Consider the following 21,772-nt stretch of genomic DNA (forward strand, 5'->3'; position numbering starts at 1 on the left):
GATCGACCAGGTCTCCCACCACGACCAGCTCCGACTTGTCTGCGCGCCCGCACCCTCCGGCGCTCCCACGCACCAATTCCCACCCACGTCAGGACCACTCCGTGCCCCGTGCCCTGTCCGCACCGCCGATCGAGGACCATGCCCTGCTCGGCAACACCCGCTCCGCCGCCCTCGTCACCCGCGACGGCACCATCAACTGGCTGTGCTGGCCGCGCCCCGACTCCCCGGCTGTCTTCGCCGCCCTGCTCGGGAACGAGAAGCACGGCTTCTGGCGCCTGGCACCCGCCCGCTACGACACGACCGCACCCAAGCCCTGCACACGCCGCCGCTACCGCGACAACTCCCTGATCCTCGAACAGGAGTGGGACACCCCCAGCGGCTGCGTTCGCGTCATCGACTTCATGCCCGCCCCGGACGACCACGGCCGAGCCCCCGCCCAGATCGTGCGCATCGTCGAGGGCATCAGCGGCACCGTCCGCGTCGCCTCCCAGTTCCGCCCCCGCCCCGGCTACGGCTCCCTCGTCCCGACCGTCCACCGTGCTGAGCACCACGGCCGGGCCCGCCTGACCGCGACCCTCCTGCGGGACACCTACGTGCTCGACGGACCCCGCCACAGCCCCGGCGCGGTCGGCAGCAGCCGAGCCGACTTCGAGGTCACCGCCGGCCAGAAGGTCGTACTCGCCCTCACCTGGCAGCCCTCCCGCACCCAGACTCCGCAGGTACCCGACGGCCATTACGAACTGGCGCGCACCGTCCAGTGCTGGCAGAACTGGTCCTCCCGCTGCACCTACCAAGGCCCGCACCACAACGCCGTACTTCGGGCCACGGTCGCCCTGCGGGCGATGTGCCACATGGACGGCGGGATCATCGCGGCGCCCACCACCTCGCTCCCCGAGGAGATCGGCGGCGAGCGCAACTGGGACTACCGGTACGTATGGCCGCGTGACTCCGCGCTGACCGCCGCCACCCTGGCCCGCCTCGGCTTTCTGGAGGAAGCGGGCGCCTGGCGCGACTGGCTGACCAGCCACGTGGACCCCGATAGCCTTCAGGTGCTGTACACGGTCGACGGCAAGCCCCCCGTGGACGAAGAGGTCCTGAACCACCTGCCCGGGTACGAACGCTCCCGGCCGGTGCGCGTCGGCAACGCGGCCCACGGCCAGCTCCAGCTCGACGTCTACGGCGAGGTGGCCGACGCCCTGCTCGTCGCGGAGGACGCCGGCCTCCAGCCCGACCCGGCTGCCGACAGTCTGCTGCTCGCGCTGGCTGAGCAGTTGGAGCAGCGCTGGCGCGAGCCCGACGAGGGGATCTGGGAGGTCCGCGGACCTCGCCGCCACTTCACCCACTCCAAGGTGCTGTGCTGGGTGTTCTTCGATCGCGCCGCCACCCTCCTCGCGCGCCGACGCACCGTCTCCAAGGCCATGGTGCGCCACCTCCAGCAGGTGCGCGACGAGATCCACGCTGATGTGTGCGAGAACGGGCTCGACCCCGAGCGCGGGGTGTTCACCCAGTACTACGGCGGCCAGGACCTCGACGCAGCGCTCCTGCTCATCCCCGTCCTCGGCTTCCTGCCGGGCGACGACAAGCGGGTGATCGCCACCGTCGAGGCCGTCCAGCGCGAACTGTCCACCCCAGAGGGCCTGGTACACCGCTACCTCACCCATGACCGGGAGGGCGTGAACGTCGACGGCCTCGCCGGGCGCGAGGGAGCCTTCCTGCCCTGCGCGTTCTGGCTCTCCGATGCCCTGGCCGCGATCGGCCGCACCGGCGAGGCTCGAGAACTCCTCGACCGGCTCCTCCTCCTGCCCAACGACCTCGGCCTGATCGCCGAGGAATACGACCCGGTCAACCGCCGCCAACTCGGCAACTACCCGCAGGCGTTCTCCCTGCTGGCCCTGGCGGACTCCTGCCTGGCCCAGGCCGCGCCCCGCCTACTACCGCCCCAGCGCACCGGCCACGCCGACGAAGCCGTCATCGACGGCACCCCGGCAGTGCTGGCGGGCATCGAGCCGTAAAGCAAAGTCACGACGGAGATGATGTTGCGTCAAACAGTTCTTCGGCCTCACCAGCTCCAGGCCATGGAGGACATCACCCAAGTACTCTCCTCCGAGGACCGGGTCATCCTGACGATGGCCTGCGGGACCGGGAAGACCCGTACAAGCGGTTCGATCGCGGAGCACTTCGCCCCGACCCGCGTGCTGCGGACCTTCCCCAGCCTCGCACTGATCACCCAGACCCTCGACGAGTTGGACCGGGCCTTCGGACGGGCGAGCCTTGGACGGGTCATCGCCGTGTGCTCCGACAGCCGGCTGCTTGCCCGCTTCCAGGCCCGTCTCGATGCCGCCGAAGCCTTGGTCCTCTCCGACGCCGCGCAGTTGGCCGAGCAGGTCGCACGGCCGGGCAAGGTGACGGTCTGCTGCACCCTCCAAAGCCTGGAGGTGCTAATCAGCGCGCACGCCGACCACGGGATGCCGGCCTGGGACGTCCTGGTGATCGACGAAGCGCACCGGACCGTTGGTTGGGAAGACCGAACCTGGGCAGCTGTCCACGACCAGGCGCTCATCCCCGCCGTTCGTCGTCTCAACATGACGGCGACCTTGAAGAACATCGCCACCCGCGCGGCGGACGAGTTCAGCAGGGTCCTGAGCATGGAGAACGAGAAGGTGTTCGGCCGGGTCGGACACCGCCTCTCCTTCGGTCAGGCGGTCAAGCTCAAGATCCTGGCCAGGTATCGGCTGGTCATGCCCGTCATCACCGACTCCGAGGTCCACCGCCTGGCCACGGCCGCCACCGACCCCGAGTTCCTGTCGACCGGCCCCAGCGCCATCTCCGCCCCGGTACTGGCCACGCAGGTCGCTCTGCTGCGGGCCGCCACCCAGTTCGGTGCCCGCCGCATGGTCACCTACCACCGCACCATCGCCGACGCCAGGTGGTTCTCCAGCACCCTGCACCGCGCGCTGGAGCTGCTGCCGGCCGACGAACGCCCACCGGCCCTGTGGGCCGGACACGTTCACGGGGGCCAGAGTGTGGCCCAGCGGGACAAGATCCTGGACCACCTGCGCTCGGACGTCCCCGGCCTGGTCGTCGTATCGAACGCTCACGTCCTGACCGAAGGCGTGAACATCCCGGAGATCGACTCGGTCGCCTTCCTGTCACCGCGCGGGCCGATCGACTACGTCCAGGCATTCGGCCGGGCCGCGCGCCTGCCGGACCCGACCGTCGAGAAGGAGGCGTTGTTCTTCACCCCGGTCCTCCTCGGACCCGACGACGATCCCGTCGAGGCCCTCGACACATCGCCGTACTCCACCGCCTTCGGGGTCGTAAGGGCCATGGCCTCCCACGACGACGACCTCGCGGTGGACCTGGCCTCCATGCGCCGATCCCTGGGCCACGACAGCTACCAAGGGGCCGGCAGCACCGCCCACGCACTGCCCGACTGGCTCTCGGTGACCGGCATCGAGGTGCCGCCCAGCTTCGCGTCAGCGATCACCCTGCAGGTTATCCGGTCCGCGACTGCCCCCTGGGAGGAGTTCCTGGCAGCGACTGCGGCCTTCCACGCCGAGCACGGGCACATCGACATCCCGCGCGGTTGGACTACACCTGACGATCTCGCAGTCGGCAACTGGCTCGAGTACCAGCGCAACCGCCACGCCAAAGAGCTGCTGACAGCCGAGGAAGTCGGCCAGCTCGAAGCCCTCGGCATCGTATGGAACAAGTACGACTCGAAGTGGGAGCTGTTCGTCAGCGACCTGACGGAGTTCCGCAGCGAGTTCGGCCATCTCAACGTTCCGCAGACCTACGTGAACCCGGCTGGTCGGCCTCTGGGCTCCCAGGTCGGCACACGGCGGCTGGCGTTCGCCGACCTACCCCAGGACCGGGCCGACGAGCTGCGGGCACTCGGCTTCATCGTCAACTCGCGCGACCACCAATGGCATCAGCACTTCGCCGCCTGGCTGGCTTTCTCCAACGAGCACGGCCACCCCCTCGTGCCCGTCAAGCACGTGACCGCCACCGGCCTCAAGCTGGGGGCCTGGCGCATGAGCCAACTCCAGCTCTACCGGGCCGGCACCATGCCGGCTGAACGCGCCAAGCTCGTGCGGGAGCGCAACTTCCACCTGACGGGCGACGAGTACAAGCGCCAGCGCAACATCCAGGCCCTTCGCGAGTTCCGGGCGCAGCACGGCCATGTCCGGCTCCCGTACAACTACGTCACCCCGGACGGGATCGAACTGGCCAGCTGGCTCTTCCCGCAGCGCCGTGCCATGCGCGACGGACGGCTGACCGTCGAACAGACCAAGGAGCTGCTCGACTTGGGTGTCCAACCGTCGGCGTCCCCAGGGCGTCCGCAATGACGATCCCGCACTCGGTCACCGCGACCAGCCGTGACGCCCCCGCGTGCACGGCCGACCGGTTGCCGCCCGTGGACCTACCGACCGCGGGCGACGTGGTCGCCCCCACTGACTCCTGGTGATGCGGGGCGCGCTTCCGCGCCCCGAGGCCAGGCCCCGCAAGGGAAACCCGAAGGAGAGAACCATGACCCGTGAGATCAAGACCGCGGCGCCGGCCGCCCTGGTCAACGACTTCGACCTCGACGTGACGCTCGTCGAGCTGACCGACGCCGCCAGCCTGGAGGTGCTCACCGACGACGGCTGCGGCAGCACCTGCGGCGCCTGCACCACCGGCTTCCACTGATCGACCCGGTGGTGCCGCCGGACACCCGTCCGGCGGCACCACCGCCCGACCACCAGCCCGACTACCACCGAGGTCCCCAGATGCGCCGCTCCGCCCGGTCAGCTGACTACCGCGCCGCCGACGTGGCGCTCGTGCGCGCCGTCGCCCGTCCCGGTCTGCCGGTCCCCGCCTGGCCGGACCTCACCGACGCCAGCCCCGAACTCGCCGCCCAGCAGATCGAGTGGCTGCGCGTCGTGTGGGCCGACGAGGGCACCGCCGAGGCGCTCGCCCTCGCGAGCCCGGTCCTGGCCCGCCAGGTCGAACGGCTGGTCTCCGACGAGCAGCCGCAGCCGCGCGAGGTGCGCCACGCCGCCCTGTCCACCGCCCGCTACCTGCTGCGCGCGAGCCGCCGACCGACCCCGTTCGGACACTTCGCCGGCGTCCAAGCCGCAACCTTCGGACCCGCTGCCGACCTGCGCTGGGGCGACGACCACCACACCGTCGCTCGGGCCCAGGCCAGCTGGATCGCCCAACTGATCGGCGAGTTGGAGCACATGCCTGCGGTGCTTGAACGGCTGATGGTGGTGGCGAACGACACCGTCGTGGGCCGCGGCGACCGCTTGGTGGTCCCGCACCAGCCGCTGGAGCGGCCCCGAGGCGGCACCGGCGCGGTGGAGGTGAACCTGCGCCTCACCCCTGCGGTCGTGCTCGCCCTCGCCGCCGCCCGCCGTCCAGTACCGCTTTCAATCCTGGCCCTGCGCCTGTACGACGAGTACCCGAGCACGCCCCGCGCGCGGATCGACGGCCTGCTCGCCGAACTGGTCACCCACCGTGCGCTGATCACCAGCCTCCACGCTCCGGCCACGGAGGCGGACCCGCTCGGCCACCTGCTGGCCGAACTGGAGAAGTCCGGCGCCGACGAGGTCCCGGAAGCCGCCACCCTGCTCGCCGACCTGCGCGCCGCCGACCATGCGATCGGCGCCCACGCCCAGGCGCCCAGCCGAGCCGCCCGCGCGCAGATCACCCGCGCGATGGCCGCCGCGAGGCCCGGCACGAGCGAGCGCCCGGTGCCAGCCGTGGACGTGCGCCTGGACGCCGATCTCGTGCTGCCCTGGGCGGTGGCCGACGAAGCCGCGAAGGCGGCCGGTCTGCTCGCCCGGCTCAGCCCGCTGCCGTACGGGTCGGCGGCCTGGCGCTCCTACCACCAGCGCTTCTACGAGAGGTACGGACGAGGCTCACTGGTGTTGCTGCGAGACATGGTCTCGGACGCGGGGATCGGCTGGCCCGACGGCTACCCCGGTGCCCGGCCTGCCGAGCCAGCACGGTTCGGCGACCGCGACGAGGTCCTGGCCGCACTCGCCCAGCGGGCCGCACTCGACGGCCAGCGCGAGGTCGTCCTGGACGACCGGCTGCTGGACGCGCTCGACCTCGGCCCCGCCGAGGGGCCGCGCCTGCCCCCGCACCTGGAGATCGTCGCCGCCCTCCAGGCCGCCAGTCGGCAGGCCCTGGACCGGGGCGAGTTCTGGCTGGAGGTCGTCTCCGTCGCCCGCGCCGCCGGGGTCTCCACCGGCCGCTTCCTCCACCTCCTGGAACCGAGGCACCAGGCCCTGTTCACCGGCGTGCTGACGAGCCTGCCGACCATGGACGACCGGGCGGTCGCCGCACAGCTGTCCTGCCCTCCGCTGGACGCGGCGACCGGGCACGTGGCCCGCAGCACGGCGACCGGGCAACTGGTCGTCAGCCTCGGCGAGCACCACCCGAGCGGGAAGGACGTCCTGCGGCTGGAGGACCTGGCGGTGGGCTGCGACGGGCGACGGATGTACCTGGCGGACCCCGAGCACGGTCGCCGGATCGAGGCGTCCGCCACCCACGCCCTGAACCTGCGCTCACACACCTCGCCGATGGCCCGGCTGATCACCGAACTCTCCCGCGCCCAGAGCGCGCAGGTCACCGCCTTCTCCTGGGGCGCCCTCCACGCCCTGCCGTTTCGGCCCCGGCTCCGGCACGGGCGCGTCATCCTCTCCCCGGCCGCCTGGCGGCTGTCCGCGGCCGAGCTCCCGCCTGCGCGGGCGCCGTGGGAGCAGTGGGAGAAGGCCCTGCTCGACCTGCTGGGACGGCTCCGGGCACCGCGGCGGCTGCTGCTGGCCGCCGACAGCCAGGGCCTGCCGCTCGACCTGGACCAAACCGGTCACCGAGTGCTGCTGCGCTCTCACCTCGCCCGCGCGCCGCACGCCGTCCTGGTGGAGACGCCGGCTCCGGCCGACCTGGGCTGGGCGGGCGGCCGGGCGCACGAGATCGCCGTCCCGGTCACCGCCACCCGGCCCCCGGCCTGGCCCCGCCTGCCGAAGCCCGCCCCCGCGCGGGTCCTCCGACACCCCCACGGCGACGCCCCGGGCGCCTCGCGGGTCCTGCTCGCCTCGCTGTACGGCGACATCGACCGCCAGGACACGGTCCTCACCCGGCACCTGCCCGACCTCCTGGAGCGCCTCGGCCAACCTGCCTGGTGGTTCGCGCGGTTCCGCGACCCCCGCCAGCACCTGCGGCTGCGCATCGCGCTGCCCCGCCCCGAGGGGTTCGGCCCGGCCGCCGCCGTGATCAGCACCTGGACCTCCGAACTCCACCGGGCCGGGCTGCTGTCCGAGGTCGTGTACCCCACCTCGTACCCGGAGTACGGCCGGTGGGGCACCGGCCAGGCGTGGGCCGCCGCCGAGCGCGTCTTCCGCACCGACTCCGCCGCCGTCCTCGCCCACCTGTCCCAGCCCGACCGGCCCGAGCGCCTGGCCCTACTGACCGCCCACGCCGTCGCCATCGCCTCCGGCTTCACCGGCTCACCCTCCGCCGGACTCCACTGGCTCATCCGCAACGTCCCCGCCACGCCCCCCGCCGCCATCGCCCGGCCCCTCTTCCGCGAGGCCGTCCGCCTGGCCGACCCCGCAGACGACTTCGCGGCACTGCGCGGACAGCCCGGCGGCGGCGCGATCGTGGACGCCTGGGCCGACCGCCACCAGGCCCTCGACGCCTACCGAGCGTTCTTCCCCCACCTGTTCACCCCCGGCATCGCGCCGGACGACGTCCTCGGCTCGCTGCTCCACTGCTCCTACGCCCGCGCCCACCGCATCGACTTCGACGACGAGGCCCAAGTCCTTTACCTGGCCCGCGCCGCCGCCCTCGCCCGCCTCTCCCGCGACGGTGACCTGTGACCGAGCACCCCGCCCTCCAGCTGTCCGACCGGATCGCCGACCTGCTCGCCGACCCCAACAACGCTCCGGATAACTGGACTTCGCGCCCGCAGTGGCGCCAGTCCCTGGCCACCGGCGCCCCCGGCGTCGCCCTGCTGCACGTCGAGCGCGCCACCGCCGGCCGTGGCCCGTGGGAACCGGCCCGTGCCTGGCTCGCCGTCGCGGCCGACACCCAGGTCACCAGCGGACGGGACAGCCACCTCTACTACGGCGCCCCCGCCCTGGCCCACGTCCTCGGCTGCGCCGCCCAGGCCCGGCCCGGCTCCTACCAGCGCGCCCTCGACCACCTCGGCCAGGCGGTCGCCGCCGACGCCCGGCGCCGCTGTGAGAGGGCGCTCTCCCGAATCGATCGCGGCGAACTCCCAGCCCTCGCAGAGTTCGACACCATCCGGGGACTGGCCGGCCTCGGCTCCGTGCTGCTGGACCGGGCACCGGACGGCGAGGCGATCCGCGCCGTCCTGGCCTGCCTGGTGCGTCTGACCGACGACGTCAAGCACGACGGCGAGGTGCTGCCGGGCTGGTGGACCCTCAGCGGACCGTCCGGCAAGCCGGACGACCGCTTCCCCGGCGGGCACGCCAACAACGGTCTCGCGCACGGGATCGCCGGTCCGCTCGCCCTGCTCGCCCTGGCCCTTCGGCGCGGCGTGGAGGTGGACGGACAGCGGGCGGCGATCGGCACGATCCTGGCCTGGCTGGAACGCTGGCGCGACCGGCACGCCTGGCCGTACTGGATCGCCCCCGGGCACCTGGCCAGCACCGTCCGCAGGCCGCTGGCCCCGCAGCGGCCGAGCTGGTGCTACGGCACCGCCGGCCTCGCCCGCGCCCAGCAGCTCGCCGCTCTGGCCCTCGGCGACAGCCGCCTGCGCCAGGACGCCGAGGACGGCCTGGCCACCGCCCTCAACGATCCGCTCTCGCTGGCCGCGACCACCGACATCTCGCTCTGCCACGGCTACACCGGGCTCGCCCACATCGCCCACCGCGCCGCCGCCGACGCCACCTCGCGCAACGCAGCCCGGCTGCGGTCCGCCGCCGAACTGCTGCTGGACACCACCCACCCCCCGCACACCGACCCCGACGCCCAGGCCCGGTGGCTCCTCGCCTCGACCGGGCCCGCCTTCCTGGAAGGCGCCGCCGGCACCGCGCTCGCGCTGCTCGCCCCCGCAACCGGCATCGCCCCGGCGACCCGCTGGGACGCCTGTCTCCTGACCGCCTGACCAAGGACCGACCGATGACCGACACCTGGATCGAGCACGACCTCACATTCCCCGACCCGGCCACGGTCGAGCAGACCGCCGCCCATCACCTCGCCCCCGCCCTCGACTTCGCCCAGAACTCCGGCGACCTGGACGGCTGGTGGTACATGCGCAAGGGCGGGATGCGGCTGCGCTACCGCGCCGAGACCCCCGCCCCCGTCGTCACCGCGCTCCTCGACAACCTCACCGAGGCGGGCCTCCTCACGGGCTGGGCCACCGTGGTCTACGAGCCGGAGACCGACGCCTTCGGCGGGCAGGAGGGCATGGAGACCGCCCACCGGCTCTTCCACACCGACAGCCGGCACCTGCTGAACCGCGCCGCCCAGGCCGACCCGCCCGCCCTCGGGCGGACCGAGACCTTCGTCGTCCTCGTCTCCACCATGCTCCGCGCCGCCGGCCTCGACTGGTACGAACAGGGTTCCGTCTGGAGCAGGTTCGCCGACCTACGGCCCGAACCGCCCACCCTCGCACCCGAGCGGGTGGCCACCCTGACCGCCGCGATGCGCCGGCTGATGACCGTCGACACCCGCCACCTCACCCGCCCCGGTGAACCGCTCGCCGGGCACGCCGACTGGGTCGGCGCCTTCGAGAAGGCCGGGCAGGACCTCGTCCGGCTGCATCGCGAGGGCCGCCTCACCCGCGGCCTGCGCGCCGTCCTCGCCCACCAGGTCCTCTTCCACGCCAACAGGTCCGGCATGCCCGTCGACCACCAATCCGCCACCGCCGCACGGGCGGTGGCCGCAGTGTTCCACTCCGGCGAGAGCCCCGAGCCCTCGCAGCCCACCATCCGCACAACCACTAGGGTCGCCCACGTGACTACTCTCAGCGACAGCACCGACACCCCGACCGCCGACCAGCTGCGCGACGCCCTCACCGAGCGCCTGCTCACCGGCAAGCACATCACCAGCACCCCGGTCGAGCACGCCTTCCGCAGCATCGGCCGCGAGCACTTCCTGCCCGGGTTCACCCTCGAAGCCGCCTACGCGGACAACTTCACCTACACCAAGACCGACGGCTCCGGCACCCGGATCAGCGCCGCCTCCCAGCCCGCGATCGTCGCCATGATGCTGGAGCAGCTCGCCGCCCAGCCCGGTGAGCGGATCTTCGAGGCTGGCGCCGGCACCGGCGTCAACGCCGCCTACATGGCGACCATCGTCGGCCCCGGCGGGCACGTGGTCGCCGTCGACGTGGACGACGACCTCGTCGACGGCGCCCGCAAGCACCTCGCCGACGCCGGAGTCGACAACGTCACCGTGGTCCTCGGCGACGGCGCCCTCGGACACCCCGAAGGGGCTCCGTACGACCGGGTCATCGCCACCGTGAGCACCAGCGAGATGCCCACCGCCTGGCTCCAGCAGGTCAAGCCGAGCGGCCGGATCGTCGTCCCGCTGCGTCTGCGCGGCACCGCTGGCAGGGTCATCGCCTTCGAACGCCGCGGCGATGCCTGGGTGTCCATCGACGACCAGCTCGCGGTCTTCATGCCGCTGCGCGGCAGCATGGACGACGAACGCCGTACCGTGGCCCTCACCAGCCAGGGCGACGTCACCCTCCAGGTCCACAAGGACCAGAGCGACACGGTCGACGCCGACCTGCTGCTCGGCATCCTGGACACCGAGCGCCACGAGGTCTGGACCGGCGTGACGGTCCCGGCCGGGACCACCTACGAGTTCCACGACCTCTGGCTGGCCCTCACCCTGCCCCACTCGATCATGCGGATGAGCGTGACCGGCGACGCCCGCGACCGCGGCGTCACCCCCATGCTCCCCTGGGGTGCCATGGCCACCGTCCAGGACGGCTCCCTCGCCTATCTCACCCTGCGCGCCGCCGAGCCCGGCAGCGACGGCCGCAAGACCTACGAGACCGGCGTCGTCGGCCACGGCCCCGGCGGCGCCGCCCTCGCCGACCTCGTCGCCGAACAGCTCCGCACCTGGAACGCGGGCTTCCGTGACCGGGCCCTGCGCTTCGAGCTCCCGGACGCGCCCGCCGTCGCCGATCCGGCCGCCGGCCGCTTTGTCCTGGACCGCCCCGACCACCCCATCACCGTCATCTGGGAGTAGCCGCGTGCACCCGACCGGACCCATAGCCCAGCGCTTCCCGCTGGTCGCCAGGCCCCGGCCCGTGTGCCTGCCTCTCGACGCCCGTGTCGGCCGGCTCCAGCAGCTGGCCGACACGGCCTCCCGGCAGAGCGACCCGGGCGAGGCATCCACTGTCTTCAACCAAGCCGCCCTCCTCGCTTCCGACATCGGCCTGCCCGACTACGCGCGCGAGCTGTGCCACCGCCACGCCACCCTCTACCTCACCCGCGGCCCGCTCCCCGCGATGAGCGCCATCCGCGGCCTGGAACCCCTGGTCAACCTCGCCCGGCTCCGAATCCGCGCGGACCACCACCAGCAGGGCCACCAGCTCCTCCTCGACCTCTACCGCGCGGTCAGCACCGGCACCGAAACCGCCGTCGACGGGATCCTGGTGCCCGCCCGGCTCACCGAGACCGACGCGCAGCGCGGCGAGGTCCGGGCATGGCTGTGGCGCGTCGTCCTCGCCGACGGCACCCGCGCCCTCACCTCCGCCGGCCGCTGGGCCGAGGCCCTGCGCCACATCGAGGAGCACCGCGGCATCGGCCAGCGCATGTTCGACGGCCGCCAGACCGCCGTCCTCGCCGCCGCCACCAACGGCGACCTGCCGGCCGCCCGCACCCTGCTGGAAGACACCAAGCCGGGCAGCGCCTGGGAGGACGCCGTCACCGCCGTCCTCACCGCGCTGTGCCGCCCCGGCGACGACCAGGCCTCCGAGACCGCGATCGACCACTACCTCGCCTTCGAGCCCGACGAGGGCCTGGCCGTCTTCACCACCCGCCTCGCGCTGACCGCGCTCGACGCGGCCGGCTCCGACACCCCCGGCACGCGCAACCTCCTCGCCCAGCTGACCAGCCGAACGGGTGAATCCGGCGACGGCTACGCGCTACGGGACCTCCTCGGCCACGAGAGCGTCCGCCAGCACCTCGACCCGGCCCGGCGCGAGGCTCTCGAACGGGCGCTCGCCGCCTGCACGCTGGGCTCGGGCACCCTGCCGGGTGCCCTGCGCGGCGTCCTGGAGGAGGCGTTGGCCGGTGCCCAGGAGGTGCTCGAAACGTCCCCGTTCGACCCGGGCTCGCCCGGAGGAAATCCGCTTGAACAGCGAAATCGAACAGCACCATCATCGGTGACCTCCACTCCCACGCATCCTCTCAACTCGACTCCCTGACCGCGCACTTCCCTGACTGGGAGGCGGATGTGCGGCATGGCGTGCTCGAACACCACCGTGTCTGGAGGTCTTCATGGACAACCCCGTCTGGGACGGCGACGAGAGCGACCTGCGGCTCGGCGACACCCACCGGCTGCCCACCACCGGGTCTCACCCCTCCGGGACCGATCCGCTGACCCTGGTCGTCGGCGTCCACCTGGTCCTCGTCGTCGACGGCACCGTGCTCCTCGGGCGCCGCCGCAACACCGCCTACGCGAACGGCATGTGGCACCTTCCGTCCGGCCACATGGCGCCCGGCGAACGGGTCACCGGCTCGATGGCGCGCGAGGCCAAGGAGGAGCTCGGCATCCGCATCGCCGAAGCCGACCTGGAACTCGTCCACACCCTGCACCACCTCGACGCCGACGACGGCCGCAGCCGCCTCCAGCTGTTCTTCCGACCCACCCGCTACGACGGCCTGCTCCGCAACGCCGAGCCGCACAAGTGCCACGCGCTTCGCCGCTGGCCGCTGGACGAGCTCCCGGACACCACGGTGCCCTACACCGTTCACGCGCTCGCTGAGATCGGCCACGGCCATTGCCTGTCCACCCTGGGGTGGGCAGCGTGAGCGCCGCAGTCGTCCCCGAGGACGTCGACCGGCTGCTGCGCGCGACCGCGGGGCGGTACGAGCTGGTGGGCGTGCGATCGTTCGCCCGTGCGGGCCACCCGGTCGTGTGGGAGGTCATCGACACCGGCGGACGCCGTCTGTTCGCCAAGCGCCACAAGAACGTGCTCATGCACCGGCGGGAGACCACCGCCTACCGGGTCCTCGCGCCGGCCCTCGGTGTCGGCCTGGCACCGGACCTGCTCGCCGAGGACGCCCGGTCGCTGCTCGTCCTCACCACCGCGCTGGCCGGTACCCCGGTCATCAGGGCCGCCCTCACCGCAGCCGAGGAGCGGGAGGTGTACCGGCAGGCCGGGCAGCTCGCGGCCCTCATCCACGCCCATCCAACGGCCACCGCCCCCGTCGGCGGCCGGCTTCCCTGGGCCGAGGAGCGCGAACGGGCGCTCGCCCGCGCCCGTGACGCCCAACTCACCCAGGAGGACGTCGAGGTCCTGGCGCAGGCCACCCGCTCCGAACCCCCGATCACCCCCCTCGCCTACTGTCACGGCGACTTCGGCCCGCGGAACTGGATCGTGCGCCGCGAGGGCATCCGCGGCGAACTGACGCTCGGACTGATCGACTTCGAGCGCAGCCAGGCCGAAGAACCGGTGCGCCGGGACCTCATGCGGGTCATGCTCCAGCTCACCCCGCACCGGGCCGACCTGCGAGCGGCGTTCATCGCCGGCTACGGGCGTGAGCTCACCGCGCGGGAGCTGGCGGCGTGCCGGGCGTGGGCCGCGATCGACTGCCCGGCCGCGCTGCGCTGGGCCCTGGATCATCACCGGGACGAGGAGGTCCTCGGCTACGCCCGCACGGTCCTGGACCTGCTGCGCACCCCGGACACTGCCCTCTAAGCCTCCTCCGCCCCCTACTTCTTGGAGCATCCATGCAGTCCCTGCGTCAGGCCGTGTGCGTCATCGTCCACGACCAGAAGGCCGGCACGATCGCCGGCGTGCACTACGCCAACGACTCCTGGTCCACGGTGCCCGCCTGGACCGTCCCAGGCGGCAAGGCCGAGGAAGGCGAGCGCCTCGACCACGCCGCCGCCCGCGAGCTGCGCGAGGAGAGCGGGCTGGTCGTGGATCCCGAGGACCTGCGGCTCGTCCACACCATCCAGGTCAAGGCCGGCTGGGACGGCAAGGGCCCGTTTCTGCTCTCCGTGTTCGTCGCGACGTCCTGGCAGGGCGAGTTGACGAACACCGAGCCGGACAAGCACCTCGCCGTCCTCTGGGTGGACGCCGAGAACCTGCCCACCCCGATGTTCCCCACCTCGCACGCCGCCCTCACCGCCTACCTCACCGGCGACGGGCGGGGATTCTCCACCTACGGCTGGGGCGCCTCGGAGGACCTGCGCGCCTACGTCGGGGCATGAGTGGCCGGCCGCCACCGCCGCCCACCCACCGGCGAGAAGGCAGTCCTGCCCGCCTCCTGGCGGGGAGCCGGGCGCGCGGCTCGCTCAGGTGAGTTCGGCCAGGAGTTGGTCGGCGGTCCGGGCCATGGTGTCGGTGTGCGGCCCCGGGGTGCCGGTTCGCTTGTGGGTGCGGGCGGTGTTGGCGCACAGCAGGAGGCGGGACAGCCGTCCGGACCGGGTCTGCAGGACGTCGGCGAAGAGGTCCAGGACCTTCTCGGCGATGGCGGGTTGTGGGAGGGAGGCTGCCCAGAGGCAGGCTGCGTCGAGGCCGACGGGGGCGTTGCCCCAGTCCTCCCAGTCGAGGATGGCGAGGTCGGGGCCGCACAGGTTGGCCCAGCCGAGGTCGCCGTGGGCGCAGGCCCAGTCGGTGACGGCGGTGTCGACGGTGTCGCCGTAGATCTCGCGGATGCGCCCGGTGAGGTGGGCCTGGGGCATGCACAGGCGGTCGGTGGTGTGAGCGCCGAGCGCGTCGAGGGCGGCGCGCAGGTCGGTCCACCACCGCTCGGGCAGGTGCGGGTCACTGCTGAGGTCGGCGCGGTGGGAGATGGACCGGGCCGGGATGTGCGTCATCTCGTCCGCGCGCCAGACCACGCCGTGCCGGGTGTCGGTCCAGGAAGCCGCGGCGAACCATTCGGGCCGGGGAACGCCGGTGAGGGCGGCGGCGGCTTCGAAGCCGGTCCAGCGTTGGCCGTTCAGCCGGTCTGGCCATCGCCAGGCCAGCCGGACCCAGGTGCCCGCCTCGGTGGGGAACCCGGCGGAGCCGTTGTGGGCCGAGTAGTGGCCGGCCTTCCGCTGGACAGTGCAGCCCAGGCGGTTCTCCGTGCTGTCGAGGACCTCCTCCAGGTCGACGGTCGACAGGTCATCCAGGTTCTGCTGCACGGGCGTTGTCCCCTCCTTGTGCCCTCCAGGTTCTACGCCCTCCGGCCGCGGGCGGCGGGTCCGGCCACGGGGACCTCTCGCCCGTTCATTGCCGCCTGCAGGGCGGGCAGCAGGTCGGATCGGGTCAGACCGAGGTCCTGGAAGCCGGTGCCGAACCCGATGTGCGGCCAGTCCGGCTCGTCACCTGTGTCTGCCACCGATGCAGGGTTGCTGAGGTCGGCCTCGACGTACGGGGCCAGCTCCGGCCACCCCCTCAAGGTGACCACATTACGCAGGAACAGGACGCACGTAGCGGTGTCGAACATGTGAGTGTGCTCCCGGTCCAGGATCAGTCCGTTCAGGCCGCGCTCGCGTTCTGTCAGGAACAGTCCGAGAACGGCCGGGACGCGCCCGACCAGCAGGTCGCCTTCGTCTGTCGGCAGTCGTGCGCACGGGAGTTCCGCATGGATGAGGGTGCGTAGCTCGTGGCCGAGCTTCAGTCGGTCTTCATGGAAGATCGCGACGATGTCGCCGGCGTTGGCCAGCACGATGCCCTGGAGCATGTGCGACCACGCGCGGCCGGTTCGGTCCAGTGCGCCCTCAAGCCTTTGTGCGCGCTCGGGCTGGCGGTCGCCGACGTGCTCCAGTTCCCGGCGGAGCAGGCGAGCGGTGGCCGCCGTGGGTTCGTAGCCGGAGGCGACGTCTTCGAGCCAGGCGGGGAGCAGGTGCTGGCTGGCGAAGTAGCGGGTGTCGAGGCCGATGATGATCGCTGCGGCCGTGCACTCCTCGTCGATCACGTCGAGGAAGGCCGCGTACCGTTCCTGGTGTTGGCGCGGTGTCCTGCCGTTCAGCACCCACCTGGCCGCGAGCATCGCTGGCAGGCGGTCCTCCGACGGTGCGACCTGCTCGTGGTCTGACATGCGGTTCCTTTCTTCGTCCCGCCCGCGCGGTGGCGACGTACACCCCGGAGCAGGCAGCACCGCGCGTTGGCGTGATCATTCCGCCGCTGCCACGATGCCCGGCGGCTCGGTGTCCTACGCCGCGCTTCGGGAGGTTCGTGGGCGCAGGAAGTGGAGGAGGTCCGCGGTGATCACGCGGTAGCTGCCGCCCACCTCAACGACGGTGACCGGGTAGCAGTGCTCACGGGCCATTCGGTACCCAACCGTCCTGCCGAGTGAGAGCAGCTCGTTGGCCACCGACAGCGGGATCGCCGGCGGGAGGGCAGCGAGAGCTTCCGGCGACCACTTTCCCGGCCGGGCAGTCCGAACTGCGTTCACGGCACATTCCCTCCCATGCGATGTTCTCTGTGCGAGAAACATCTATCACATCTGCCATGGACGCAGAAGATGGCTCATGTATTCTTCCCTTGTGACAGATTCCAAGGAGCAGTGGCCGGCGGCGCTGACGGCGCGGATCGCCCAAGTGGTCAAGACGCGGCGGGGCCAACTCGGCATGACGACGGCTGACCTGTCGTCAGCATGCGACGCAAGGGGCGTGCCCATCGCCGCGAACACCATCACCAAGATCGAGAAGGGGCAGCGGGACTCGCTCAAGCTCGAGGAGGCAATCGTTCTCGCACACGCCCTCGATCTGCCGCTCGTGGCGCTGCTCATTCCGCTGGCTGACCAGGCCGACATCGACCTCCTGCCCAACGTGACCATCCCCGTCTGGGAGGCAGCAGCGTGGATCACCGGCGAGGACCATCTGGGCGAAGCACCACCGTCCGGCTCGGCCCGTGCCGTGCTCGCCGTCTTCCGTGAACACGACGTCGACGTCCGCACCGCGTTGATCTCCACCCGCGAAGCCCACAACCGCCGCGTTCAGGCCCGTCAGGCTCTCGGCTCAGCACGCTACGAGCAGTTGTCCCGCCAAGCGGAAGAACTCGACCGCATGGCCCACGAGGACTGCGCCCGACTCAAGGCGGTCCGTGATCAGATGCGTGCCAACGGGCTCCAGCCGGCACCGCTTCCGGCTGGGCTTGAGTTCGTCGAAGCCCCCACCAGTCCGATTTCCGGGTAGCTCGGACGCGCTGCTCGGGGCCTCGTTGCACCCTGCCGCGTTTCCCCGGCTTCCCCCACCGTCACAACTGACGGTCTCCGAGACGGCCTTCGCCTGGCAGCATCCGTCCGCCCCGGAGACCCAGCCACCCCTTGGCTATCGACCAGAGAGGGCTCGCCCCATAATGCCGCATGTCCGGACGCGGGCCGCACTCAGTGCGCTTCCGCCTTCCTCTCCTCCAACCGGGGACTGTGTCTGCTCGCCCTCGAGTGTGTCCACACTCCTCCATACCGCCGACGAGGCCGCAGCGATCCTCAAGGTCAGTCCGGCAACGCTGCGCCGCTGGCGCCGGGAGAATGTCGGCCCGGCCTACGTCAAGATCGGTGGCCGGATCGGCTACCGACACCAAGACCTCACCGACTACCTAGCCAGTTGCCTCGTGGTACCGAAGGTGGCGGCTTGATGACGGCCCCCGAGCGGATAGACGCCCCGGTCGGCGTCAAGCTCAACACCGACATCGAGTACCGACCGGGCAATCCCAACCCCTACCGCGCACGGGTTCGCTGGACCGACCCAAGCGACAAGCGCAAGCGCCCCTCGCGCTCCTCCATGCTCCCGACCGAGGACGCAGCGAAGGACTGGCTCGGCCGGATCGTGAAGGCGGCCGGCCGCGGCGTCAGCGTCGAGCTCGCCACCACCTCCCTCTCGGAGTACGGCGACTCCGTGATGGGCCTCGCGATGCGCGGCCTCGAACTCAAGACCCACGCTCCGTACATGGCCGGCTGGCGCCTTCGCGTCCAGCCCACCGTCGGACACCTCCAAGTCGTTGGCATCACCGCCGGCATCGCCGACCGTGCGCTCAACACCTGGATCGCCGACGGTGCCGGCATCTCGACCCTCAAGAACACCATCGCGGTGTGGGTCAGGATCATGGAGCAGGCGATCCGCGACGGCATCATCGAGATCAACCCTGCCCGCCTCCACGGCTGGCAGAAGCTGATCAAGACCGCCGAGGACGAGGAGCACGACCCCCGCGGACTCGCGCTGCACGACTGGGACACCCTCGACCGCCTCGCCACCGCCCTGGTGGCCGCCTCCTACAACCAGTACGACGGCTGGGGCGACGTCGTGCGCTTCGCCGGCGGCACCGGCGCCCGCATCGGCGAGGTCTCCGGCGTCCGCGCCGGTGACATCGACACCGACACCGACAAGTGGATCTGGCGGGTCTGCCGGCAGACCACCACCGCCCCCGGCGGACTGATCGACAAGGGCACCAAGGGCAAGCGCTCCCGCCTCGTCCCGATCATCCCGGAGCTGCGTCCCAACATCTCCTGGCGAATATCCCGGGTCGGAAACCGCCCCGACGCCAGGCTGTTCACCGGCCCCCTCGGCGGCCGGATCACCACCGCCGTGCTGCGCGACGCCACCCACTGGGACGATGTCGTCATTCGGCTCGGCTACGAGTATCTGCGCCGCCACGACCTGCGCCACACCGCGCTGACCTGGTTCGCCGACGCCGGCGTCCCGCCCCACGTGCTCATGCGCATCGCCGGACACGGCCAACTGACCACGACCCAGCGGTACCTCCACCCGGACCTGCGCTCGATCGAACGCGCCGGCGCCCAGCTGAGCGCGTACATCAACGCCTCCCGCGGCCTGCCCGGACCGAAGGTCGAGGTCGAGCAGATCCGCCAACTCGCCCTGACCAGCTGACACTAACCCGCTCCGACACCTTGGGGGAGGTCTCCGTGCCGCCGCGCGGGGGCCTCTCCGCTCGGCTGCGCGGAGCTCCTCCTTGTGACGCTAGGCTCCGTACAGCTGAGTCCGGGGAAGAGGAACTTGCCATGTCGAACAAGAAGTCGCGGCGCCAGCGGGAAGCAGCCCGCGCCAGGGCCGCTGAGGTGCAACGGCAAGAGGCTTTCAACGAGTCGCACGCCCAGACCGCCGCCGACCGACACATGGACCCCCGCTTCGTCCAGCGCCGCCGCACCGACGAAGGCCATGAGGTCTCCTGGCACCCCGACAGCCAGAGTGGGCAGGGCATCCAGGACGCCGTTCAGCGCCAGCTGCAGCGGTTCTGGGAGAAGTTCGGGCGTGAACCCGGGCCCGACGACCCGCTGTTCTTCGACCCAGACGCCGACGAACCCCGTCCGATGCCCGAGGATCGCATCACCGAGATGCTCGGCGAGATGGCGGTGATCGCCGAACAGGCCGGGATCGACCCGGCCTTCGTCCACGCCTGGCGGGACCTCGGATACGTGGTGACCGAAGACACCCGACACCTGTTCAGCGCCGCCGAAGTCCAGGCGTTCTCCGACGCAGTCAAGGCGCACCAGCGCGGTCACCGCTCGCGGCCGGAGGGGCCCCAACCCGACGCACCCCTGGAGAGCCTGCGGAACGTCATCAACGCCATCATCGACCGGCGTGATCCCCGGATCGCGATGCGCGTTGTCCTCGGCATCGACCGGGCAGCCGCGACGGAAGGCGAGGAAGCCGCCGGCCTCATGGCCTCTCTCCTCTTCGGGGCCCTCACGGGCTGGCTCTCGGGCGCCCGCGAAGCCGGACTCAGCCCGGACGATGCCTCCGCAGCCGTCGACTGGGTCCGCGCGTCGCTCGGCACGGCCCATGGCCGCAAGGTCATGCACATCGCCGGCATCATCGGCCACCCCGACGGATCCGGTGCCACCGTCAACGAGGCCGCCGACCAGCTCGGCGACGACTTCCTCCCCACGTTCATCTGGCTCACCGCCGGCGTCGTCGCCACCGCGGGCAACGGCGACGTCCACTGGCTCGACCAATTCGACATCGCGCTTGGAGACTGACGCGTCAGCCTCGCGCCCCCTCTGGAGGCTCGCACCGTCGGCTTCTCAGTGCTCCGCGCCGCCTACGGGTCGACGCGGAGGGGTGTACGGAACAGAGCTCCTAGCGCCGATCTCCGACTTCCGATCGGACGAATCTAACAATTTCGTCGAAATCACCCGAATTGTGGGCCGCCGCATAGGTCCGGCAGGCCACGCTCACGACTGCGGGTTCATCCATCATGAGTCGGGCCGCCACAGTCCCCGCGTAGTCGTGGTGGTCGGAGACCCCGGCCAGGACCTCGTGGAGATCGATCTCGAACGGTGTGGCGGCAAAGTAGTGCCTGACCGCCGGATGCGAGAAGACCTCCTTCTCCGGCGGAATTGTCCCAGGCAGGGTCCGCACTCCTTCGGTCCCGTCGTGCGGCATGTCCCCGTCGCTCAGGCCGACTGCGCGCACCTTCGCGCCGCGCAGCAGCTTCACGGCAGCGGGGATCTCCTGTCCTCCTCCGATCGTGAGAAAGGAGCATCCGGCGAGAAGGTCGGGGTCAGCCGTGCGGAAGATCTCGCTGGCGAGACAGCGTGCGAACTCGTCCTCGACGCACACGGTGATGCCATCGGGGGTCCGGCCCTCCCGTTGGAGGTGCGAGTCGATCTGGTACGTGCTCAGTCCGTGGGTAGCGGTCACATCGCCGGTCGGGGTGCGCCGCAGGTAGACGACCGAGTCTCGGCCAAGTTGCCCAAGGATCGCGGAGCTGTGCGTGGTAATGATGATCTGGTGGCCTCGCCGGAGAGCGACCTCGACGAGGTACTTGGCGAGGCGGACCTGGGCGTCGCCGTGCAGCGAGGTTTCGGGCTCCTCGAGGACCACGAGGCTCTTGGGTGGTGCGGTCTCAAGCGTGTTCACCATGTAAAGGACTCGGCCTTCCCCGGTCCCCATGTGGTTCTCGGAGTAGCGCCGTCCTCCGCGGCCCGCCATGGCGAGCGTTGCTGTCTTGTTTGTGGTGAGGACTTCGGTGAAGCTCAGGTGGTCATATGGGACAGCGAGGATCTGTCCGACGTGCTGCGCCGCAGTGGGATCAAGGGGGTTCGCTTCCCCCAGTTCCAGGCTGGCGGCCCCGTAGATGGACAGGTCACGCCGTTCCACTTTCGGGATGAACTGCGCGAACCCCCTGTAGTAGGTTGCGCGTTCAGGCTGCCGGTGCTGCCCTGACCAGGACTTTGCTGATCGACTTACCGTCACCGTCTGGAAGCCGTTCTCTGCGGCGTAGAGGTACTGGATCTGGGCGCCGAGGGTGAACGGCTCCGGGTCAGCGACCGAGACCGGGAAGAAGTGCTTGACGTAGTAGCGGTACCAGTCGTGTTCGGGTGGCTGACGGAAGCCTGCGGCGGCAAGCTGTGCGACCGTGCTCTTCCCGGTCCCGTTGAGCCCTGAGAGCGCTGTCACGGGTGACTTGAACTCGAGCATCAAGTCCGGCACGCCCCGGAAGCCCTGGACGCGCAAGCCCGTCAGCATGGGTCCGAACGTCGGATAGCGTGCGTTTGCGAACTTCTTGCCCAGGCGCCGAACGTTGTCATCGTGACTCATCTGTCCATCATTGCAGTCAGCATGCCTCGGCTCTGCGGTAGTTGGTGCGTCCAGCCCGCGGGCTCCGATTTGCTCA

General features: G+C 71.3%; 17 protein-coding genes. 14 read left to right on the plus strand and 3 right to left on the minus strand.

Going from position 1 to position 21,772, the window contains the following annotated elements; genetic code table 11:
• Positions 1-101: 101 nt before the first annotated feature.
• The 10 genes from ACIQWA_RS07815 to ACIQWA_RS07860 all read left to right on the plus strand — a co-directional run bounded on the left by ACIQWA_RS07815 (position 102) and on the right by ACIQWA_RS07860 (position 14,415).
• Positions 102-2,012, plus strand: a complete 1,911-nt coding sequence (locus ACIQWA_RS07815) for a glycoside hydrolase family 15 protein (protein WP_402479537.1) — start codon at positions 102-104, stop codon at positions 2,010-2,012.
• 21 nt (positions 2,013-2,033) lie between these two features.
• The gene (locus ACIQWA_RS07820) at positions 2,034-4,349 is read left to right on the plus strand and encodes a Helicase associated domain protein (protein WP_402479727.1); all 2,316 of its coding nucleotides are present in this window, start codon (positions 2,034-2,036) and stop codon (positions 4,347-4,349) included.
• 181 nt (positions 4,350-4,530) lie between these two features.
• Positions 4,531-4,689: an FxLD family lanthipeptide gene (locus ACIQWA_RS07825; RefSeq protein WP_402479540.1), complete on the plus strand. Its 159-nt coding sequence runs from the start codon at positions 4,531-4,533 to the stop codon at positions 4,687-4,689.
• Between the two features lie 80 nt (positions 4,690-4,769).
• A complete protein-coding gene (locus tag ACIQWA_RS07830) occupies positions 4,770-7,868 on the plus strand; it encodes a lantibiotic dehydratase (RefSeq protein ID WP_402479542.1) in 3,099 nt (1,032 codons plus the stop codon).
• Positions 7,865-9,121: a lanthionine synthetase C family protein gene (locus ACIQWA_RS07835; protein WP_402479545.1), complete on the plus strand. Its 1,257-nt coding sequence runs from the start codon at positions 7,865-7,867 to the stop codon at positions 9,119-9,121. The genes ACIQWA_RS07830 and ACIQWA_RS07835 overlap by 4 nt, the downstream gene beginning before the upstream one ends.
• 14 nt (positions 9,122-9,135) lie before the next feature.
• The gene (fxlM, locus tag ACIQWA_RS07840) at positions 9,136-11,217 is read left to right on the plus strand and encodes a methyltransferase, FxLD system (RefSeq protein WP_402479547.1); all 2,082 of its coding nucleotides are present in this window, start codon (positions 9,136-9,138) and stop codon (positions 11,215-11,217) included.
• A gap of 4 nt (positions 11,218-11,221) precedes the next feature.
• Positions 11,222-12,400: a hypothetical protein gene (locus tag ACIQWA_RS07845; protein ID WP_402479550.1), complete on the plus strand. Its 1,179-nt coding sequence runs from the start codon at positions 11,222-11,224 to the stop codon at positions 12,398-12,400.
• Positions 12,401-12,473: 73 nt separating this feature from the next.
• A complete protein-coding gene (locus ACIQWA_RS07850; protein WP_402479552.1) occupies positions 12,474-13,007 on the plus strand; it encodes an NUDIX domain-containing protein in 534 nt (177 codons plus the stop codon).
• The gene (locus ACIQWA_RS07855) at positions 13,004-13,897 is read left to right on the plus strand and encodes an aminoglycoside phosphotransferase family protein (protein ID WP_402479555.1); all 894 of its coding nucleotides are present in this window, start codon (positions 13,004-13,006) and stop codon (positions 13,895-13,897) included. The genes ACIQWA_RS07850 and ACIQWA_RS07855 overlap by 4 nt, the downstream gene beginning before the upstream one ends.
• A gap of 32 nt (positions 13,898-13,929) precedes the next feature.
• Positions 13,930-14,415, plus strand: a complete 486-nt coding sequence (locus tag ACIQWA_RS07860) for an NUDIX domain-containing protein (protein ID WP_402479557.1) — start codon at positions 13,930-13,932, stop codon at positions 14,413-14,415.
• Positions 14,416-14,499: 84 nt separating this feature from the next.
• Here the strand turns inward: ACIQWA_RS07860 and ACIQWA_RS07865 are convergent, their stop codons facing one another.
• Entirely contained in the window at positions 14,500-15,333 is an 834-nt protein-coding gene (locus ACIQWA_RS07865; protein ID WP_402479559.1) for an aminoglycoside phosphotransferase, read from the minus strand.
• A 32-nt stretch (positions 15,334-15,365) separates the two neighbouring features.
• The gene (locus ACIQWA_RS07870) at positions 15,366-16,232 is read right to left on the minus strand and encodes a hypothetical protein (RefSeq protein ID WP_402479561.1); all 867 of its coding nucleotides are present in this window, start codon (positions 16,230-16,232) and stop codon (positions 15,366-15,368) included.
• Positions 16,233-16,680: 448 nt separating this feature from the next.
• On the opposite strand from ACIQWA_RS07870, the gene ACIQWA_RS07875 reads away from it, so the two are divergent.
• From ACIQWA_RS07875 to ACIQWA_RS07890, 4 genes are all read left to right on the plus strand, one after another.
• Positions 16,681-17,331 carry a helix-turn-helix domain-containing protein gene (locus ACIQWA_RS07875; protein WP_402479564.1) on the plus strand — a complete coding sequence of 217 codons (651 nt, stop codon included), beginning with the start codon at positions 16,681-16,683 and terminating at the stop codon, positions 17,329-17,331.
• A 250-nt stretch (positions 17,332-17,581) separates the two neighbouring features.
• Positions 17,582-17,773 (plus strand): helix-turn-helix transcriptional regulator, encoded by a 192-nt coding sequence (locus tag ACIQWA_RS07880; protein WP_402479566.1) that lies wholly within the window; start codon positions 17,582-17,584, stop codon positions 17,771-17,773.
• Positions 17,773-19,023, plus strand: coding sequence for a tyrosine-type recombinase/integrase (locus ACIQWA_RS07885; RefSeq protein WP_402479567.1), 1,251 nt, complete (start codon positions 17,773-17,775; stop codon positions 19,021-19,023). Before ACIQWA_RS07880 ends, ACIQWA_RS07885 begins: the two co-directional genes overlap by 1 nt.
• A 131-nt stretch (positions 19,024-19,154) precedes the next feature.
• Positions 19,155-20,132 carry a hypothetical protein gene (locus ACIQWA_RS07890; protein WP_402479569.1) on the plus strand — a complete coding sequence of 326 codons (978 nt, stop codon included), beginning with the start codon at positions 19,155-19,157 and terminating at the stop codon, positions 20,130-20,132.
• Between the two features lie 100 nt (positions 20,133-20,232).
• Here the strand turns inward: ACIQWA_RS07890 and ACIQWA_RS07895 are convergent, their stop codons facing one another.
• The gene (locus ACIQWA_RS07895; protein ID WP_402479571.1) at positions 20,233-21,696 is read right to left on the minus strand and encodes an ATP-dependent nuclease; all 1,464 of its coding nucleotides are present in this window, start codon (positions 21,694-21,696) and stop codon (positions 20,233-20,235) included.
• Between the last annotated feature and the right edge of the window lie 76 nt (positions 21,697-21,772).

This window comes from Kitasatospora sp. NPDC098652, from assembly GCF_044760155.1.
GTDB lineage: Bacteria > Actinomycetota > Actinomycetes > Streptomycetales > Streptomycetaceae > Kitasatospora.

What these genes read in the sequence shown, in the direction of transcription:
- ACIQWA_RS07820 (WP_402479727.1), top strand. Translation starts at nt 2,034, where the DNA reads ATGTTGCGTCAAACAGTTCTTCGGCCTCACCAGCTCCAGGCCATGGAG.
- ACIQWA_RS07825 (WP_402479540.1), top strand. Translation starts at nt 4,531, where the DNA reads ATGACCCGTGAGATCAAGACCGCGGCGCCGGCCGCCCTGGTCAACGAC.
- ACIQWA_RS07830 (WP_402479542.1), top strand. Translation starts at nt 4,770, where the DNA reads ATGCGCCGCTCCGCCCGGTCAGCTGACTACCGCGCCGCCGACGTGGCG.
- fxlM (WP_402479547.1), top strand. Translation starts at nt 9,136, where the DNA reads ATGACCGACACCTGGATCGAGCACGACCTCACATTCCCCGACCCGGCC.
- ACIQWA_RS07850 (WP_402479552.1), top strand. Translation starts at nt 12,474, where the DNA reads ATGGACAACCCCGTCTGGGACGGCGACGAGAGCGACCTGCGGCTCGGC.
- ACIQWA_RS07860 (WP_402479557.1), top strand. Translation starts at nt 13,930, where the DNA reads ATGCAGTCCCTGCGTCAGGCCGTGTGCGTCATCGTCCACGACCAGAAG.
- ACIQWA_RS07870 (WP_402479561.1), bottom strand. Translation starts at nt 16,232, where the DNA reads ATGTCAGACCACGAGCAGGTCGCACCGTCGGAGGACCGCCTGCCAGCG.
- ACIQWA_RS07885 (WP_402479567.1), top strand. Translation starts at nt 17,773, where the DNA reads ATGACGGCCCCCGAGCGGATAGACGCCCCGGTCGGCGTCAAGCTCAAC.
- ACIQWA_RS07890 (WP_402479569.1), top strand. Translation starts at nt 19,155, where the DNA reads ATGTCGAACAAGAAGTCGCGGCGCCAGCGGGAAGCAGCCCGCGCCAGG.
- ACIQWA_RS07895 (WP_402479571.1), bottom strand. Translation starts at nt 21,696, where the DNA reads ATGAGTCACGATGACAACGTTCGGCGCCTGGGCAAGAAGTTCGCAAAC.